General features: G+C 64.0%; 13 protein-coding genes. 2 read left to right on the top strand and 11 right to left on the bottom strand.

The genetic code is table 11. From position 1 onward, the window contains the following. Positions 1-23: 23 nt before the first annotated feature. Positions 24-920, top strand: a complete 897-nt coding sequence (locus tag ACSSVG_RS02610; protein ID WP_231339266.1) for a LysR family transcriptional regulator — start codon at positions 24-26, stop codon at positions 918-920. Between the two features lie 6 nt (positions 921-926). Here ACSSVG_RS02610 and ACSSVG_RS02605 read toward each other — a convergent pair whose 3' ends face one another. Genes ACSSVG_RS02605 through ACSSVG_RS02590 form a run of 4 tightly spaced genes read right to left on the bottom strand, consistent with a single transcriptional unit; the run spans position 927 to position 6,874 of the window. Then, on the bottom strand, positions 927-1,664 hold the full coding sequence (locus ACSSVG_RS02605; RefSeq protein WP_253467379.1) for an MBL fold metallo-hydrolase: 738 nt from the start codon (positions 1,662-1,664) through the stop codon (positions 927-929). A gap of 27 nt (positions 1,665-1,691) precedes the next feature. Beyond that, complete coding sequence (locus ACSSVG_RS02600; protein ID WP_492417119.1) at positions 1,692-3,254, bottom strand: FAD-dependent oxidoreductase; 1,563 nt, start codon at positions 3,252-3,254, stop codon at positions 1,692-1,694. Continuing rightward, positions 3,251-5,461, bottom strand: a complete 2,211-nt coding sequence (locus ACSSVG_RS02595) for a molybdopterin oxidoreductase family protein (RefSeq protein WP_492417118.1) — start codon at positions 5,459-5,461, stop codon at positions 3,251-3,253. Before ACSSVG_RS02595 ends, ACSSVG_RS02600 begins: the two co-directional genes overlap by 4 nt. After that, positions 5,462-6,874 carry an MFS transporter gene (locus ACSSVG_RS02590; RefSeq protein ID WP_231339302.1) on the bottom strand — a complete coding sequence of 471 codons (1,413 nt, stop codon included), beginning with the start codon at positions 6,872-6,874 and terminating at the stop codon, positions 5,462-5,464. It lies immediately after the preceding gene. A gap of 294 nt (positions 6,875-7,168) precedes the next feature. Here ACSSVG_RS02590 and ACSSVG_RS02585 point away from each other — a divergent pair, with 294 nt between their 5' ends. Further along, complete coding sequence (locus tag ACSSVG_RS02585; protein WP_231339304.1) at positions 7,169-8,578, top strand: MFS transporter; 1,410 nt, start codon at positions 7,169-7,171, stop codon at positions 8,576-8,578. A 68-nt stretch (positions 8,579-8,646) separates the two neighbouring features. Here the strand turns inward: ACSSVG_RS02585 and ACSSVG_RS02580 are convergent, their stop codons facing one another. From ACSSVG_RS02580 to ACSSVG_RS02550, 7 genes are all read right to left on the bottom strand, one after another. Further along, positions 8,647-10,461 carry an acetyl/propionyl/methylcrotonyl-CoA carboxylase subunit alpha gene (locus ACSSVG_RS02580; RefSeq protein ID WP_253467385.1) on the bottom strand — a complete coding sequence of 605 codons (1,815 nt, stop codon included), beginning with the start codon at positions 10,459-10,461 and terminating at the stop codon, positions 8,647-8,649. 118 nt (positions 10,462-10,579) lie between these two features. Next, positions 10,580-11,239, bottom strand: a complete 660-nt coding sequence (locus ACSSVG_RS02575; protein WP_492417115.1) for a Maf family protein — start codon at positions 11,237-11,239, stop codon at positions 10,580-10,582. A 151-nt stretch (positions 11,240-11,390) separates the two neighbouring features. Continuing rightward, complete coding sequence (locus ACSSVG_RS02570) at positions 11,391-13,916, bottom strand: MMPL family transporter (protein WP_492417113.1); 2,526 nt, start codon at positions 13,914-13,916, stop codon at positions 11,391-11,393. Position 13,917: 1 nt separating this feature from the next. After that, on the bottom strand, positions 13,918-14,643 hold the full coding sequence (locus tag ACSSVG_RS02565) for a TetR family transcriptional regulator (RefSeq protein ID WP_492417111.1): 726 nt from the start codon (positions 14,641-14,643) through the stop codon (positions 13,918-13,920). A gap of 141 nt (positions 14,644-14,784) precedes the next feature. Then, complete coding sequence (locus tag ACSSVG_RS02560) at positions 14,785-15,261, bottom strand: YbjQ family protein (RefSeq protein ID WP_492417109.1); 477 nt, start codon at positions 15,259-15,261, stop codon at positions 14,785-14,787. Positions 15,262-15,352: 91 nt separating this feature from the next. Continuing rightward, entirely contained in the window at positions 15,353-16,786 is a 1,434-nt protein-coding gene (locus ACSSVG_RS02555) for a dicarboxylate/amino acid:cation symporter (protein WP_253467397.1), read from the bottom strand. Positions 16,787-17,527: 741 nt separating this feature from the next. Continuing rightward, a complete protein-coding gene (locus ACSSVG_RS02550) occupies positions 17,528-19,210 on the bottom strand; it encodes a DUF885 domain-containing protein (protein ID WP_253467399.1) in 1,683 nt (560 codons plus the stop codon). Positions 19,211-19,217 lie beyond the last annotated feature (7 nt).

Raw genomic sequence — 19,217 nt, 5'->3', positions numbered from 1 at the left:
CAAATCGAAGGGAAGCGTGCGACGTGCAGCTGTTGCCAACATCGCTGATCTATTTCCGCGAGGTCGCCGGTACCGGATCCATCACTGAGGCCGCAGAAATCCTCCACGTCTCGCCATCAGCCATCAGCCGTCAAATGAGCAAGCTGGAATCCTCGGCCGGAGCTCCGCTCTTCCTCAGGCACCCGCGGGGCATGATGCTTACCGAGGCTGGGCGATTGGTGTTGGCGCATGCTCGCAGGAGCGAACTCGAAGGAGAATCTCTGCTCCAGGAACTGCGGGATACGGAGTCTCGGCGAACCAGCGTCATCAAGGTTGCCAGTGCGGAAGGGCTGGCTCACTGCAGGGTGCCTGCGGCCATCGCAACGATGGTAGCCAGCTACAGCGACGTTGTGTTCAACCTGGTGGTCGTGCCCTCAGCAGAGGCCACGCGTCAAGTGATCGACGGCAAGGCTGACATTGCCGCGGTGTTTGCCCTCGGGCCCCAGCGTGATGTCACTGTGGAGTATTCCTTACCGGCTCCTGCCTTGGCTGCTGTCACGCGCGATCATCGGCTGGCAGCTCGGGATTCGGTGTCTCTCAAGGAGCTTTGCGAGGAAAAACTTGCCCTCCCCGGACGAGGGATTACCCAGCGTGAGCTCTTTGATATCGCCGTCCAGCGGGAAGGACTTAGCCCTGAGATCGTCCTGGAAACGGATCAAGTGGGACCCATTCTTGCCTTTGCCCGGAGCGGCGCTGGAGTGGCGCTGATGAGCAGGTTTACGGTCCCGGCACGCGAAGACGCTGGTCTTGTTTTCATCCCCGTGGACAACACGGTCTTCCTCCAGCGGGAGGGACAAATCCAGACCATGGCCGGGCGCCGTAAATCGGCTTTGGTCACTGCCTTCGCTTCGGCCTTGGCGGACGAGCTCTTGGCTGAGTAGACCGGCTCAGTACTGCTTGCGCAGCGCCGAAAGGGCTTCAGCGAGGGGCATATTCAAGGCAGGGCCGTGTCCCGGGAGGACCACTGAAGCGTCAACATCATCGAGCCGATGAGTAGCCCCTAACGCCGCCGCCGGGTCCGAGTGGTACATCCGGTGCAACATCTGCGGGCCGGACATAGGGCTGATCGGGTGCCCGCTGACGAACGAATCTCCCACGGCGATCGCCTGGGCGGTTGGCAGCAGCAAAGCAACGTTGCCCGGGGTGTGGCCGGGAAGAAGGATCGCTTCAGGCTTTCCCGGCAGGCCTTGGAGCTTCTCCTGGGTCCAGGCCTCGGCCCGTGTGGCCGGCTCTGCTTGGAGGGCTTTGGCATTGATGACGTGCAGCATCCAGTGGAACACCTTGGGCCGCCACGCCCGGACCAAGACCTGGCCGAACGTGACCTGATGCTTCTCTTTGCCCTGCACATGGGCAAGTTCCTCGGGGGAGCAGAGGATGGGTGTGCTAAAGGTTCGGGAGAAGTAGGCGGCGGATCCTGTATGGTCCACGTGTCCATGCGTGATCAACATTGCCTTGGCTGCCGCGGGATCCAGGCCGAGCCCACGGACGGACTCCAAGACCAGGTCACGGTCGGCGGGGTAGCCGCCGTCGATCAGGATGAAGCCTGAGTCGTCACGGACAATGAGCCAGTTGGACGCCGGTCCCTCCACGAAAAAGACGCCGGGTGCTTGTTCGGAGATGTTCACCCGAGAAGTCTAGAGAGCTACGCGGCGTCAGGCGGCAGCCGCTTGGAAATGTTTTTCGATGATCCCCTTGATGTCCTCATGGCATCCTCCACAGCCAGTTCCGGCGCGGGTGGCCTTGGAGACCTCGCCGACCGTGCTGCAGCCTTCAACAACGGAGTCCTCGATGCTGGCCGCGCTGACCCCTGCGCAACGGCACACGGTCCGCTGGGGATCGTTGCTGGTTGCGCCGGCGTCAAGCTGGTCAGGCCCATCGAGCCGGAGCAGCAAGGACCGGTCGGCAGGCAACTCAGAGGAACGCTCGAAAAGCACCACGAGTTCAGCTGCAGTCCTGGGCATGCCCACAGCTACGAGGCCCTCCAGGACCCCGCCGCGCGTGGTCATCTTCACGTAACGGCCGTGCTCCGGATCTGCCCATTGGGAGATCTGCCGACGGGCACGTCCGGCAACAGCTCCGGCTTCCAACAACTCCTCATCCCAAGGATCGGCCTGGTTGTCGCCGGCCACTGCAAGGTTGATGCCCCGCGCCTTCAAGACCACCACTCCGGGCTTCTCCTTGGGCAACGCCTCCAGTGCATCCGCGGCAGCCTGGCCGTCACGGGCCAGAACCACCAAGTACTCGGCCAGCCATTCGGCCTGCCGCCACCCCGGGCCCACCAAGCCGGAAGGCCCACCTGCGGTACGGCAATCAACGCAGGAAGCGTCCGGGCAGCGCACTTCCGCGCAGTCACCGATCGCGAACATGTGCGGCTCGTGATACGTCCGGAGATGGTGGTCCACCAGAATGCCGGAGGCGACAGGAAGCCCACATCCCTCAGCCAGTTCGATACGGGGCCGGACACCGCAGGACAACACCAGCAGATCGCCGTCGATCGCGGAACCGTCATCCAGCAGCAAGGCCGAGAAGCTGCCGCCGGGTCCGGCCGTCTCCACTCCGGTGGAACGTGCGTTGCCGGCCATCCGGACGCCACCGGCGCGCAGGCTGTTCGTGAGGACGGAGCCGCTGCCGCGGTCGATGCTGCGTCCCAGGGGGAAGGGCCCGTTGTGCACCACGGTGGCCTGGGCGCCCTCTTCGGCGGCCGCGAGGGCGGTCTCAAGACCCAGCACGCCGCCACCCAGCACCACAACACGCTTGCCTTCGGCAACCGCGGCGCGAAGCACGGCAGCGTCCCGTAGATCACGCAAAGCTGTAACTCCGGCCGGAAGGACGGGCCGGGAGGGATCCGGGTTGAGTCCGGTCAGGTTGGGAATCTCAGGACGGGAACCGGTGGCGAACACCAGCCGGTCGTAGTGTTCAGTGGTGCCGTCCGAGAGGACTACGTGCTGGCGGGCGCGGTCGATCCGGTTGACCTTGATGCCCAACCGGACGTCAACGCCGTCGGACGTCAACTCGGACGCATCGGCCATCGCCAAAGCCTCGGCTGTGGTGCGGCCAACGCCGAGCTCTGCAACCATGACCCTGTTGTAGGCAGCCTCGATCTCCTGACCCACCACCAGCAATTGCACCAGTCCAGTGCGAACGGCGGGGAGCAGTTCGTCAATGAGCCGCGATGCCACAGGCCCGAATCCAACTACAACAATGCGTTCGCTCATGATGCCTCCTTGACGTGCAGTGGCAGCCGCGTCCCGGCAGGACCTGTGCTCGAGGCCAGATCCTTTGTGGAGACTGCCCGCCGGACCCATACCCGGCTGGTCTTGAATTCCGGCATGCCGGAGATGGGGTCTGTTGCCGCTTCGGTGAGGCGGTTGGCGTTTTCCTGGCCGGGGAAGTGGAACGGCAGGAAGACGGTGTCCGGTCGGACTGTGGTGCTGAGTTCAGCCCGGCAAAGTACTTCGCCGCGTTCGTTCGTGACGGTGGCGTAGTCGCCGTCGGCGATACCGCGGGCAGCTGCGGTGCCTGGGTGGATGAGGAGCCGGGCCTGCGGCTGCGACGCCATCAACTCGCTCACGCGGCGGGTCTGGGCGCCGGACTGGTAGTGCTCCAGCAGCCGGCCCGTGGCGAGTGCCAGGGAGTCGTCCGCAAAGGAACGCACAGCCCGCTTGGAGGGAGTGACGGGAACCATCACTGCGCGGCCATCGGCGTGGGCGAACCCATCGCCGAAGAGCCGCGGGGTGCCGGTGCTGCCCACAGGGTAGGGCCAGTAGGCAGCTTCGCCGCGGTCCAGCATGGCGTAGTCGATGCCCGAGTAATCGGCCAGACCACCAGCAGAAGCCAGCCGTAGCTCCTCGAAAACAGTCTCGGGATCATCGCTGAAAGTCGAAGGGGCCTCAAGAAGCTCCGCCAGCCGGGCCATGAGCCACAGCTCGCTCCGGACACCCGGGGGAGGCGTCAACGCACGCCGGCGACGGATCACGCGGCCTTCGAGGTTGGTCAGCGTGCCCTCTTCCTCGGCCCACTGGGTAACCGGCAAAACGAGGTCAGCTTCGGCAGCGGTCTCGGACATGAAGAAGTCGCAAACCACCAGGAAGTCCAGTCTGCGAAGACCTTGGATGACCGCGTTGGTGTCCGGGGCGGACACCACCACATTGGCGCCGTGCACGAAGAGGCAACGGACGCCGTCGGGTTTTCCGAGCGACTTGAGAAGTTCGACGGCGGGCAGGCCGGGGCCGGGGATGAGCGACTCATCGACTCCCCACACGCCGGCGACGTGGGCGCGCGCTGCGGGGTCGGTGATCTTGCGGTAGCCCGGGAGCTGGTCCGCCTTCTGGCCATGCTCGCGGCCGCCCTGGCCGTTGCCTTGGCCGGTGAGCGTGCCATAGCCGCTGCGGGCTGAGCCGGGCAGTCCAAGGAGCAGGCTGAGGTTGATTGCCGCAGTAGCGGTATCGGTGCCGTCTACGTGCTGTTCCACGCCGCGGCCGCTGAGGACGTAGCTGCCACCGGCGCGGGCGCCTTGGGCCAGTCGTCGGGCCGTCTCGCGGATGAGGGTGGCGGGGACGCCGGTGATGGACTGGACGCGCTCCGGCCAGAACGCAGAGAGGCTGCGAACCACGGCCGCGTAGCCGCTGGTGTTCTTCTCGACGTACGAGGCATCGGTGAGCCCTTCGTGGACCACCACATGGCTGATGCCCAAAAGGAGGGCCAAATCGGTGCCGGGCGTCGGCTGCAGGTGGAGGCCGCCGCCGTCGGACGTGAACGCTGCAGTAGCCGAGCGGCGGGGGTCCACCACGATCAGCCCACCGGCATCGCGCGCGCCCTGCAGGTGCTGGACGAACGGCGGCATCGTCTCGGCAACGTTTGAACCGAGCATGAGGATCACCGACGCGGTGTCGAGGTCCGTGACCGGGAAGGGGAGACCGCGGTCCACGCCGAAGGCGCGGTTGCCGGCGGCGGCCGCGGACGACATGCAGAACCGGCCGTTGTAGTCGATCCGGGACGTCCTCAGGGCGAGCCGGGCGAACTTGCCCAGCAGGTAAGCCTTCTCGTTGGTGAGGCCGCCACCCCCGAAGACTCCCACGGCATCATTTCCGTACTGAGCCTGGGTGTCCTTGACGGCTGCGGTGATGAGCATGAGCGCCTGGTCCCAGGAGATGGGCTGGTGCACGCCGTCGGAACCTTTGAGCATCGGCTCCGTGACGCGGCCGTTGTGATGCAACAACGACGCCGATGTCCAGCCTTTGCGGCACAGCCCGCCCCGGTTTGTGGGGAAGTCGCGCCCGGAAACTTCCAAGGGCACGGCGGGTGTGGCCGGTTCTGCGGCGGGCGTTGCCGCTGCCCCCGGAACTGCGGGTGCAGCCGGGGTCAGCGTCATGGCGCACTGGAGCGCGCAGTAGGGGCAGTGGGTATCGGCGCCGTTGGGCATCTAGATGTGTCCGATCGTGTTGCGCTTCTGGGCGGGGCGGATGTAGCAGACCCAGCAGACGGTGAGCATCAGGACATAGGCTCCAACGAATCCGTAGAACGCCGGGGTGTAGGAGCCGCTGGCCGTATTGGAGGCATTCAGTACCTGCGGGATGACGAATCCGCCGTAGGCGCCGATCGCTGAGATCAGGCCCAGGGAGGAGGACGCGAGCCGCGCGGTGGTGGCACTGGGTGCTCCGGAGCGTGCTGCACGGCTGGACGTTGCGAAGATGACGGGGATCATCCGGTACGTTGCACCGTTTCCAAACCCGCTGGCCAGGAAGAGCAGCAGGAACAAGGTGAGGAAGAGCCAGAAGTTCTTCAGCGGCAACGTCCAGATCATGGTCAGGGTGATGACGGCCATGGAGGCGAACGAAGCAATGGTCATCCGTGCCCCACCCATGCGGTCAGCCATACGGCCACCATAGGGGCGGGCCAGGGAGCCAACCAGCGGGCCGAGGAAGGCCAACGAGAGTGCAACTGCGCCGACATGGATGGACGAGAAGTCCGGGAAGTAGTCCTTGATGAGCTTGGGGAAGACGCCTGCGAAGCCGATAAAGGAACCGAAAGTGCCGATGTACAGGAACGCCATGATCCACAGGTGCGGTTCCTTCAGGGCGGCTAGCGAGCCGGCCACATCACCCTTGGCGCTGGTGAGGTTGTTCATGTACTTGTAGGCGCCAAAGGCGGCGATGATGATCAGCGGAATCCAGATGATGCCAGCCATCGGCAGGTTCACCGTTCCGGCCGCCAGCAGGGTGATGGCGATGGGAACAACGAGCTGCGCGACGGCGGCACCCAGGTTTCCGCCGGCTGCGTTCAGGCCCAGCGCCCAACCCTTTTCGCGGGCGGGGTAGAAGAAGGTGATGTTGGCCATCGAGCTGGCGAAATTACCGCCACCGAAACCGGCGAGTGCGGCCATCAGGAGCATGACGCCGAAGGGCGTTTCCGGGTTCGAGACACAGATGGCCAGGCCCGTGGTGGGAATCAGGAGGAGGAGGGCGGAGACGATGGTCCAGTTCCGGCCACCGAACTTGGGAACCATGAAGGTGTACGGGATTCGGAGCGTAGCGCCTACCAGGCTGGGGATGGAGATGAGCCAGAAGATCTGGTTGGTATCAAAGGTGAAGCCGGCTGCGGGCAGCTGGACCACCACGATGGACCACAGCTGCCAGACGACGAAACCGAGGAATTCGGCGAAGATCGACCAGTAGAGATTGCGCTTGGCGATGGACCGGCCTTCGGCTTCCCACTGGCCCTTGTCTTCGGCATCCCAGTTGGCAATCCAGCGGCCGGGGCGGTGTTCAAGGGCGGGGGCTGCGGTGGCAGTGGACTGGGCGGGGGCCAGTTCTTCTGCGGAGCGGTCAACAGTCACGGAGTGGCTCCTTGGTGGGGGACGTTGTTATTCCAAGGTAGGTTTCGTGCATTTCGTGGACGGGCGCCGTTTGTAAACGTGCTGTGACATTTCCCTATCGGAGGGGTCACCGGCGCGTGAGGCCATGGTGAGGTAATGTGGCCCGGACCACAGGGTGAGATTTTTTTGTGCGTCCGCATGTTGGACTTCGTTGTCCGGTCAATGGACAGCCGGAACTATTATTGAACTCTCGAATAAACCTTCGCCGGGTAGGCTCCTGGGGCATCGGCCGGCGTGAACGAAAGCTGCTAATACATGTCTTCCACCGCACCATCCAAGGAAGGCGAGTCCACTAAGCCAGTGAACTCGCGGGGCAAGGTGATCTTCGCGAGCCTGATCGGCACGACGATCGAGTTCTACGACTTCTATGCCTATGCCACCGCGTCGGTACTCGTCTTCCCGAAGCTCTTCTTCCCCGACGCCACTGACATCAATGCTCTCCTCAGTGCGTTTGCCATCTTTGGTGTTGCCTTCTTCGCGCGTCCCATCGGTGCCGTGGTCTTCGGCCACTTCGGTGACAAGATCGGCCGCAAGGGCACCTTGGTTGCTTCGCTGTTGACCATGGGTATTGCCACGTTCCTTATTGGACTCCTGCCCACGGCATCCATGCCGGGATGGGCAATCCTCGCCCCGATCATGCTGGTGATCCTGCGCTTCTTCCAGGGCCTTGCCCTGGGTGGAGAGTGGTCCGGTGCGGCCCTGCTGGCCACCGAAAATGCTCCCGAGGGCAAGCGGGCCATCTACGGCACCTTCCCGCAGTTGGGTGCTCCCATCGGTTTCATCATCGCCAACGTCATCTTCATCTGGATGAACGTGGCCCTGAGTGCCGAAGAGTTCCTGGCCTGGGGTTGGCGTGTTCCGTTCATCCTGAGCGCCGTACTGGTGATCGTCGGACTCTACGTCCGCCTGAAGCTGGTGGAGAGCGCATCCTTCACCAAGGTGATCGAGCAGGACAAGGTCCAAAAGCTGCCCCTCGCTGCCACGCTCAAGAGCCACTGGCGCCCTGTGGTGGCAGGCACCTTCATCATGTTTGCTACCTACGTGCTCTTCTACATCATGACCACGTTCACGCTGTCCTACGGCACCAAGCCCACCTTGGCCGGCGCGCAGGCCGCAGCCGAAAAGGCAGGCAAGCCCATGACCGCGGACCAGGTCGCGGCGTTCGTCCCCGGCCTTGGCATCACCCGGTCCGACTTCCTGTGGATGCTGATCATCGGCGTCGTCTTCTTCGGCATCTTCACGGTGGTCTCCGGACCGCTCGCGGAGAAGTGGGGCCGCCGCAAGTTCCTGCTGGGTGTCACCGCCGGGATCTTCGTGTTCGGCGCGCTCTGGTTCACCATGTTTGGTCCGGGCCAGGCAGCGGCGATGGTTGGCCTGATCGTGGGCTTCACGCTCATGGGCCTGACGTTCGGGCCCATGGCAGCCATCCTTCCGGAGCTGTTCCCCGCGAACGTCCGCTACACCGGTTCTGCCGTGGCGTACAACCTGTCGTCCATGATCGGGGCGGCTCCGGCATCGTTCGTTGCCATCGCGCTCTGGTCCGCCGCGAACGGCAGCACCTGGCTGGTGGGCGTGTACATGGCAGTCGCCGCGGTGATCACGTTCATTGCTCTTTGGCTGACCCGTGAAACCAAGGACATGGACTACGAGAACAACGTTGCCTAAGTAGCCCCTTAACGACGGCGGCTCCGCACCATTGGTGCGGAGCCGCCGTCGTTAAGGGGTTCTTTGCGCTAGTCCTCGATGGTGGCGATGACGGCGCCAGCCGCGACGGTCTCGCCGGCGGTGGCGGCGAGGCCACGCACTGTGCCTGCCTTGTGGGCGGTGAGGGGCTGCTCCATCTTCATGGCTTCGAGAACCACGATCAGGTCGCCCTCGGCCACCACGTCGCCCTCAGCGGCTGCCACCTTGACGATGGTGCCCTGCATCGGGGAGGTCAGGGCGTTGCCGCCAGCTGCAGCAGCCGTGGCGCCGGCCGAGCGGGAACGCTTCTTGGACTTTCCGCCCTTGGCACCTGAACCGCTGGAGACCGCGGCGACGCTGCCACCCAGGCCAGAGGGCAGGACGACCTCAAGGCGCTTGCCGCCAACCTCGACGACGACGCGCTGGCGCTCACCGGCGTCGGGCGCTTCAGCACCGGTGCCGGTGGCCGACCATGCCGGAATGCTGTTGACGAACTCGGTTTCGATCCAGCGGGTGTGAACCTTGAACGGTCCTTCAGCGGGAGCGAAATCGGGGTCGGTGACCACGGCGAGGTCGAACGGGATGACGGTGGGGATACCCTCAACAACCATCTCTTCCAGGGCGCGGCGGGAACGCTGGAGAGCCTGCTCGCGGGAAGCGCCGGTGACAATCAGTTTGGAGAGCATGGAGTCGAAGTTGCCGCTGATGACGTCACCCTGCTCGATACCGGAGTCGATCCGGATCCCGGGTCCTGTCGGGTTCTTCAACGTGCTGATGGTGCCCGGAGCAGGCATGAAGTTGCGGCCCGGATCTTCGCCGGTGATGCGGAACTCGAAGGAGTGGCCGCGGACCTCGGGATCGTCGTAGCCGAGTGCTTCGCCGCGGGCGATGCGGAACTGCTCGCGGACGAGGTCGATGCCCGTGACTTCTTCCGAAACGCAGTGCTCTACCTGGAGGCGGGTGTTGACTTCAAGGAAGGAGATGGTGCCGTCCTGGCCCACCAGGAACTCACAGGTTCCGGCGCCGAGGTAGTTGGCTTCCTTCAGGATGGCCTTGGAGGACTCGTAAAGCCTCTTGACCTGCTCTTCGCTCAGGTAGGGAGCCGGGGCTTCCTCAACGAGCTTCTGGTTGCGGCGCTGCAGTGAGCAGTCGCGGGTGGAGACCACCACGACGTTGCCGAACGCGTCGGCAAGGCACTGGGTTTCAACGTGGCGCGGAGCATCGAGGAAGCGTTCGATGAAGCACTCGCCGCGGCCGAAGGCTGCTGTGGCTTCGCGGACCGCAGATTCGTAGAGCTCGGGGATTTCGTCCATGGTACGGGCGACCTTGATGCCGCGACCGCCACCACCGAATGCTGCCTTGATGGCAACGGGGAGGCCGAATTCTTCGGCAAACTTCAGGATTTCGTCTGCAGATTCCACGGGATCAGCCGTGCCGGGGACCAGGGGAGCGCCAACCTTTTCGGCAATGTGGCGGGCCTGGACCTTGTCGCCCAAGGCTGAGATGGCCGCGGGGGAGGGGCCGATCCAGGTGATGCCGGCGTCGATGACCTTGGCCGCGAACTCGGCGTTCTCCGCCAGGAAGCCGTAGCCGGGGTGGATGGCGTCTGCGCCGGACTGTTTGGCGACGTCGATGATCTTGTCCATCACCAGGTACGACTCGGCGGCGGTGTTGCCGCCCAAAGCGTAGGCTTCGTCGGCGAGGCGGACATGGAGGGCATCACGGTCGGGGTCGGCGTAGACCGCTACGGAGGCGATGCCTTCGTCCCGGGCGGCTCGGATGATGCGGACCGCGATTTCGCCGCGGTTGGCAATCAAGACCTTGGTAAGAGGGCTGGAAATGGGCTGCGCCGGGTTAGCTGACAAGTTGTTGACTCCTTCTGTCCTTCAGGGAGCCTAGCGCGATTGTGAGGGTTCCGCCCATATTGATGGGGGATTCCGTGTGTGAGGCGATGTTCCTTTGTAGGGTTGCTACAAATGGCGTCTACTGCTCGTCCCTGTCCCAGAGTTCGGTGATTCCCACGTTCGCGTGGACCAGCAGGTCCCGCAGCGTAGAGATGGAAAGCCCGACGACGGCGTGCGGGTCGCCGTCGACCTTGCGGATGAAGGCCCCACCCAGGCCGTCGATAGTGAAGGAGCCGGCGCAGTGGAGTGGTTCTCCCGTGGCGATGTAAGCGTCGATGTCGTAGGTGCTCATTTGGGCGAAGTGGACCTCGGCGCTGGATACGGCCCCTACCGTGGCGCCGGTGCCTTCCGGAGTCTCGTTCTCGTCCGCATCTGCTTCGGTATCCCTGCAGTCCACCAGCCAGTGTCCGGTGTGCAACACTCCTTGCGAGCCACTCATCCGCAGCATCCGCTCCCGTGCCACGTCCGCGGTGTAAGGCTTGCCGTGGGACTCGCCGTCGAACTCGAACACCGAATCGCAGCCGATTACCAACGCGCCCTCGGCCTCGGGGAGCGCGGCAACGGCCTCTGCCTTGGCTCGTGCCAAAAGCAGCGCGGTGTCATGCGCGTCCGTCACGCCGTACTTGGCCTGCACCGCATCCTCGTCCACGTCCGAGACCAGGACATCATGCTGGATCCCGGCTTCCGTGAGCAGCTTGGTGCGGGCGGGGGACTGGGAGGCGAGAATCAATTGGGTCACGCCACCCAGCCTAATACCAACCATCTCTCACTTCCCGCGCTTATCCCGCCGACCCCCTATCACCTTCCGCGTGCTTAAACCGAACGCTCGCTCACTTGCCTCAAGCAAGTGAGCGAGCGTTCGGTTATATCGGCTGTTAGGTGAGAGACGGTTAGTGGACCAGTTCCTCGGATCCGGCCTTCGAGCGGTCCGTTCGGTTCAGCTTGGCGCCTTCAACGTCCACGTCCGGCAGGATGCGTTCCAGCCACTTGGGCAGCCACCAGGCCTTCTCGCCCAAGAGGTACATGACAGCCGGAACGATGGTCATGCGGACCACGAATGCATCAATCAGCACACCGAAGGCCATCGCGAAGCCGAGCGGCCGGACCATGGTGAGGTGGCTGAAGATGAAGCCGGAGAACACGCTGACCATGATGATCGCGGCTGCGGTGACCACGGCAGCGGCATGGCTGAAGCCGGAACGCACTGCGTGCTTGGCGGACTCACCGTGCATGAAGGATTCCCTCATGCCTGAGGTGATGAACACCTGGTAGTCCATGGCGAGGCCGAACAGTACACCGATCAGGATGATGGGGAGGAAGCTCAGCACCGCGCCCGGGTTGGCGACGTCGAAGATCCCTCCCAGCCAGCCCCACTGGTACACAGCAACCACGGCGCCGAACGCAGCGGCCAGGGAGAGCAGGAATCCGCCGGTAGCCAGCAGCGGGACCACGATTGAACGGAATACCAGGAGCAACAGGAGCAGGGAAAGGCCGACGACGATCGCCAAGTACGGTGGCAAGGCAGCCCCGAGCTTGTTGGAGACGTCAATGTTGCCCGCGGTTTGCCCGGTCAGGCCGATGGTCACGTCCAGGTCGTCCTGAATTGCTGAGCCCTTGGCCCGGAGATCCGACACCACCTGCACGGTGCCGGCGCTGGCCGGACCTTCCTTCGGAATGACCTGGAAGACGGTGGTGCGGCGGTCTTCGCTCAGGGCAATGGGCACGGCTGCGACGACATTCTCAACACTGCGAAGCTGGTCCGCCACGTCAAACTGCTTATTCTTGGCGTCGTTCTCGCTGAGGCCTTCCGGGAACTCGCCGACCACGATGATCGGTCCCGTCACGCCTTCCCCGAAGCTGCTGCGGGTGAGGTCGTAAGCCTTGAAAGCCTGCGAATCCACGGGCTCTGATCCGCCGTCGGGAAGTGCCAGCCGCAGCTGGGAGGCCGGCAACGCCAAGGCGCCCAGCAGGACCACGCTGGCAATAAGTGCAACCCAAGGATGGCGCGTCACCATGCCGCCCCAGCCGCCGCTGCTGCGCTTCTCTTCGAGCTCGCGGTCGGCGGCTTCGTGGCCGGGCTCAGCATTGTGCTTTGCGGCCTTGGCCCAAGCGCGCTTGGAGATGAGTCGGCGGCCGATCAGGGCCAGAACGGCGGGCGTCAGGGTCAAAGCGACGACGACGGCGACCGCAACTGTCGCCGCGGCGGCAACACCCATGACTGCGAGGAACGGCAGGCCGGGGACCACCAGCGCAGCCAGGGCGATGATGACGGTGAGACCGGCGAACAACACAGCGTTACCGGAAGTGCCGGTGGCCAGTGCCGCGGATTCCTCGGCGTCCATGCCGGCCAGGAGCTGGGTGCGGTGGCGGTTGACGATAAACAGGGAGTAGTCGATGCCCACCGCGAGGCCGAGCATCAGGGCAAGCATCGGGGAGATGGAGCTCATGTCGATGACGCTGGTGAGGGCAAACGTTCCGCCCACACCTACAGCTACGCCGATCAGGGCCATCAGGAGAGGAAGCCCGGCTGCGATGAGGGTTCCGAGCATCAGGATCAGGACCATGGCCGCGACGGCGACGCCCACGATTTCAGCAATACCGAAGATCTCCGAGACATCTTCGGTGATTTCCTTGCTGGCGTAGGCCGTGACGCCGGCCGATGAGACCGCATGGACGATCTCCTGGACTTCCTCGCGGACGGCAGGGTCAACGGCGTTAATGGAGGTCTTGAACTGGACCTGCGCTACTGCTGCTTTGTTGTCACTGGAAACAAAGCGGAGGCCTTCGGAGGCTTCGAGCTGTCGCTTGCCCAGAGCCAATGCGGCGGCGCCGTCGGCAGCTTCCTTGGCTCCGGCGTCGAGCTTTTCCTTGCCGGCAGCAAGTTCGGCGCGCTGTGGAGCCAGCTGGGCTTCGATCTGGGAGGGTGTGAGGCCTGAGGCAGCCAGTTGCTGTTCCGCCCCGGCGAGTTGGGTCTCGCCCGCTTCCAGCTGTGCGCGGGAGGCGTCAAGCTGGGCCTGGCCCTCGGCTGCCTTCGCCTCACCGGCAGCGATCTCAGCCGCGGAGTTATCCAGTTGCTCCTGCGTGGTGAACGGGTTCACCGTTCCTTGCACGTCCGGCATGGCTTCAAGCTTTGTCAGGGCAGCGGCCACTGCGTCCTTCTTGGCTTGGTCGAATCCGCCGTCGCCGGCGTCGAAGACCACGCTGGCCGAACCTCCCGAGGAATCGGGAAGGGCTTCCTTGAGCTTGTCGGCCATCTGCTGGGTTTCGGTGCCCGGGATGGTGAAGTTGTTGGACATGGTGCCGTGGAACGCTGCGGCCGAGCCGCCCACTGCCACCATGACGGCCAGCCAGATGGAGATGACCAGCCAGCGGCGCCGATACGAAAACTTGCCGAGACGGTAGAGGAACGAAGCCATGTCAGAACCGATCTGTGGTGGTTGGAACGGAGGGGGAGGCAGCTGAGGCGTGGAAAGAAGCGTCCGACGGCGGCGCGAAGCCGGCGCCCAGGAGGCCCATCGCATCGATGAGGTGCTGGCGAAGGACCGCCAGGGATTCCGCCGAGAGATCCGGGCCGCGGTCGGCGAACCAGACGGTCATTGCGGCTTTGCCGCACGAAATCACGGAGCCGGCCAGAGCGTGGAGATAGAGTTCGCTGACGCCGGCGCCGAGCCTGCTGCGGGCGGCGTCAATAATCTGCTCGGTGCAGTGTTCCCACGCTTCAAGCTCGGAGCGGGCCAGCTGGCGGTTGTCCTGGGTCAGGCTGAACAGCTCGGCCATGGGCGCCACGGACATGGGATCGGCCAGCGCCATGAGGGCTGCTTGGGCGGATTCGAGAATTGACTCGTCCGCCGGGCGTAGCCGGAACTGCTCCAAGGCGTGGTCCATGAAGCCGTCGGCTACTGATGCCAGGGCGGCTTCAAGGCTGGGGAAGTAGTTGAAGAAAGTCCGCCGGGATACCCCTGCGCTGGCTGCGATGTCTTCGACGGTGAAATTGCCGGACCCGTTGCTACGCAGAAGGTCCAGGGCTGCGGAAGCGATGGAGCTGCGGGTGGCCGCCTTGTTGAGTTCGCGTCGTGTGGGGACTGCGGCGTCGGCATGGGCAGGCGACTCCGCAGCGGCACCGTGGTTGCTGGTTTGGGTCACATACTTACACTAAGTGCAAGTTTGCACTCTGCGCAATTTGAGCTTTGGTAGGTGCAAAGAATCCCGCCCTCGTCCGCTCCGCCCACCGGTGAGCGGGGAGCGGGCGAGGACGGGATCCTGGATTGGTTGGAGACTGGCTGCCTAGAACTGGGTTGGCGGAGCCGGCGGAATTGGCTGGCCCGGCTGCTGCGGCTGTGGGGGCTGGGCTGGCTGCTGCGGCTGTGCGGGCTGGGCTGGCTGCTGGGCGGCGGTCTTGGTCAGGTAGACCGACTGTCCCGTAGCCCCGGGCTCACCCTCACCCAGCGGCAGGACATACACGGCGGTTCCGTACGCACAGACCTCGGTCCAGTTGGTGCCCATCTCGGACGTGTCGAAACGCATGGCGACGATGGCATTGGCTCCACGCTGCTGCGCTTCATTGACCATGCGTGCCATGACTTCCTGGCGGCTTTCGTAGAGTGCCTTGGTCATTTCGGGCAGCTCGCCGCCGCCGAGGGAGCGGAAGCCGGCAAGCATTTGCGAGCCGATGTCCCGTGAGCGGACGGTGAGGCCCATGACTTCGCCGAAGACGGCGTCGATCCGGTGGCCCGGGATTTCATTGGAAGTGACGATCAACATGGTCCGAGCCTATCCAGTCTTGGCCTCTTAAACAGGGAAATCCCCCGGGGAGGACTCCCCGGGGGATTTACGCCGTGCCAAAAGACTGAAGCTAGGCCTTGGAGTCGGCAAGTTCGCGCTCGTTGCTTTCGGCCGCTGCCTTGTCGGCGGCGTACTCGTCGGCAAAGGCGGCACCGTTGCGGGGTGCGTTGTACAGCGACTCATCCAGGATGCCCTGACGCTTGGCCACGATGGCCGGGACCAGTGCCTGGCCAGCCACGTTGACGGCGGTGCGGCCCATGTCCAGGATGGGGTCGATAGCCAGCAGGAGGCCGACGCCGGCCAGCGGCAGTCCCAGTGTGGACAGGGTCAGCGTGAGCATGACGACGGCGCCGGTGGTACCTGCCGTAGCGGCGGAACCGAGGACGGAGACCAGAACGATCAGCAGGTACTGGCTGAAGTCAAGGTTGATGCCGAAGAACTGTGCCACGAAGATGGCTGCGATCGCCGGGTAGATTGCTGCGCAGCCGTCCATCTTGGTGGTGGCGCCCAGCGGCACGGCGAAGGATGCGTAGCCGGAGGGGACGCCCAGGTTCCGCTCAGTGACGCGCTGCGTGAGCGGCAGCGTACCGATGGAGGAGCGGGAAACGAACGCCAGCTGCACGGCCGGCCACACGCCGGAGAAGTACTGCTTGATGGACAGGCCGTGAATGCGGACCAGTATGGGGTAGAGGACGAACAGCACCAGAGCCAGCCCGATGTAGATGGCGGCGGTGAACTTGCCCAAGGAACCGATGGTGTCCCAGCCGTAGATGGCCACAGCGTTACCGATCAGGCCTACCGTGCCCAGCGGAGCAAGGCGGATGATCCACCACAGGACCTTCTGGATGACGGCCAGAGCTGAAGCGTTGAACGTCAGGAAGGCCTCAGCCTGCTTGCCAACCTTGAGTGCGGCAACGCCGACGGCGATCGCGACCACCAGGATCTGGAGCACGTTGAAGTTGACCGCGGTGCTGACGGTGGTGGCAGCGTTGGCGCTCTCGGTCACGGTGGAGCTGGCGCCAAGTCCCAGGAAGTTTTTCGGGAAGAGGCCGATCAGAAACGCCCACCAGTCACCGGTCTTGCCGGCGTACTTGGCTTCTTCGGTGATGCCGGTTGCCGCGCCCGGCTGCAGGAGCACGCCCAGGCCGATGCCGATCAGCACCGATACCAGCGAGGTGATCGCGAACCACAGCAGGGTGTTCCATGCCAGTCGCGCCGCATTGGAGACCTGGCGCAGGTTGGCAATGGAGCTCACCACAGCGGTGAAAATCAAAGGAACGACGGCGGTCTGCAGCAAGGAGACGTAGCTGGAGCCGATCGTCTGGAGAGTAGCCCCCAGGCCGTTTGGGGAGGCCTTGGTGCTGCCCGTGTACTTGGCGATGAGGCCGAGGATGAGGCCCACAATGAGGGCCGCGATGATCTGGACGCCGAAGGAACCGGCCCACTTGGGGAGCCGGAAGCCGCTCTTGCCAGCTGCTGGGGAAGTGTTGGTTGAGGTGCTCACCGGAACACGTTAGGTGCATGGCCAATAACATAGCGAACGGACGTTGAGAAATGTTACGTGCGCAAAAGTTATTCCCGCCGCTTTGTGACGTTGCTCTCAGGGGAGGGTGTTGAGGGCCCCCGGGGAGCTTGCGTGCCATCGACGGTTAGTCGTGCGCGAAGAAGGTCGCCCATGGGCTCCCAACGCAACCCTTGTGGCGACGGCAATGGGCTCAACGTCGTCTCTCTGGACGAGGGCAAACACAGTGCTGGGAAGCACGACCGTTCGGAGCACATTGTCAGCCGGCGTGGGCGGGTCCGGAAGCAACGTCGTGGCTTATGCCCTGGACGATAAACAAGATCAGACCATCGGAGGGTACTTCGCCACGGCCGGAACCGGATTCTTGACCGGCGCTGGGGGATCCTGGGTTGTCGGCAAGGCGGGGGCCGCATGGGCTGCTCCAGAGGCTCCGCTTCGAGCGCTGGTATTTTAGTCGAAACGTCGAACTGTGGAACGATTTCCGTATCGCACGGTGTAACTTTTGAAAATCAACAGGAAACTGCTTCTTCTTTCGAAGTTGGCAAAGATTATGAGATTGATATTGGCTGGTTCTCCCGCGTTGTCATGAAGGACCTTAGGAACGGCATTCCGTCGGCTCACGACTATCGATTGGTGCGCTGACCTCGGCCGCGGGAGAGTTGTTGGCTGTGCTCGCGGCACACCGAGTGGCCCCAGCCTCTGGCCGGAGGCACTCGAGCCGAGTCAGCCCAGCAACGCCCGGCGCAGTACGTCCAAACCGACGGAGCCGATGTTGAGCGCCTTGCTGTGGAAGGACTTGAGATCGAAGCCTTCACGGGACTCCAGCTCGGCACGGATCTGCTCCCACAGACGCTGCCCCACCTTGTAGGACGGAGCTTGTCCCGGCCAGCCCAGGTAGCGGGTGAATTCGAACTGAAGCTGGCCTTCGCTGATGTCGAGGTTGGCTTTGAGGAAGTCGAAGCCCTTCTCCGGCGTCCAGGTGCCGGTGCCCCAACGTTCGGGGACGGGCAGTTCCAAGTGCACACCGATATCGAACACTACGCGGGCTGCCCGCATCCGCTGGCCATCCAGCATGCCCATGTGGTCACCCGGGTCCTTGAGGTAGCCCAGTTCCAGCATGAGCTGTTCGGCGTAGAGCGCCCAGCCTTCACCATGGCCGGAGACCCAGCAGACGTTCCGTCGCCAGTTGTTCAGAAGCTCCCGGCGGTAAGTTGCCGTGGCGACCTGAAGGTGGTGGCCGGGGACCCCTTCGTGGAAAACGGTGGTGGTTTCGGACCAGGTGGTGAAGGTGTCTTCGCCTGCCGGCACTGACCACCACATACGTCCGGGCCGGGAGAAGTCGTCGGAAGGGCCGGTGTAGTAGATGCCGCCCTCGTCGGTGGGGGCGATCATGCACTCAAGAGTTCTCATGACGTCCGGGATGTCGAAATGGACGTCAGCCAGCTCGGAGACTGCGCGGTCGGAGAGTTCCTGCATCCAGGCTTTCAAGGCATCTGTGCCCTTGATCTGGCGGGCGGGATCGTTGTTGAGGATGCTCTTGGCTTCTTCGATCGATGCACCAGGTTTGATCTGGTTGGCGATCTTCTCCTGCTCGCCGATGAGCCGCTCGAGCTCCTGAACGCCCCAAGCGTAGGTCTCTTCCAGGTCTACTTCAGCGCCAACGAATGAACGCGAGGCCAGCGCGTAGCGTTCGCGCCCGACTGCGTCCTTCTCCGGTGCCAGGGGCAGGAGTTCGTCCCGAAGGAAGTCGCCCAAGGCGCTGTACGCAGAACGCGCGGCCGCAGTCCCGGCGTCGAGCTTTGACTGGATATCCGCGGGCAGCGGCGCATCACCCACCGAGGCAGCAGCGGCCATTTTGGCGAAGAAACCATCCTCAGCGGCGTAGCGGCCGGTCTGCTCGACGACGATCCGGACTTGGCGGGCGGCGGCTACTTTTCCGTCGGCAGCAGCGGAGCGAAGGGACTCAAGATAGCCTTCAATCGCCCCGGGAACATTGGCCGCGCGGCCGGCAATGTGCTCCCACTGCTCAACGGTGTCCGTAGGCATGAGATCGAAAATGGCGCGGATGTCCTGGGCAGGAGAGGCAATGTTGTTCAGGTCGGCGAGGTCCCAACCCGACTCGTGGATTTCCAGGTCCAGGCCGAGCCGCTCGCGCATGGCGTCGAGGGTGACGGCATCCACATCATCGGACGGCTCAAGGCCTGCCAAGGCATCCAATGCCAACTTTGTGGCCTCCGCATGGGCCTCGGCACCGGCAGGGGAATAGTCCTGGTATTCGGTTTCGTGTCCCGGCAAGCCCAGCGTGGTGGCGAAACTGGGATTGAGTTCGATCAACTTTTCTGTGTACGCGTCAGCGACGGCATCGATGGCGGACTTTGGGCGTACAGGAGTGTTTGCAGTAGTCACCCACAGA

The organism is Paenarthrobacter sp. E2MeOHC11, assembly GCF_058744955.1.
The sequence above is the reverse complement of the archived record's forward strand: the minus strand, read 5'-3'. Positions and strand labels throughout refer to the sequence as shown.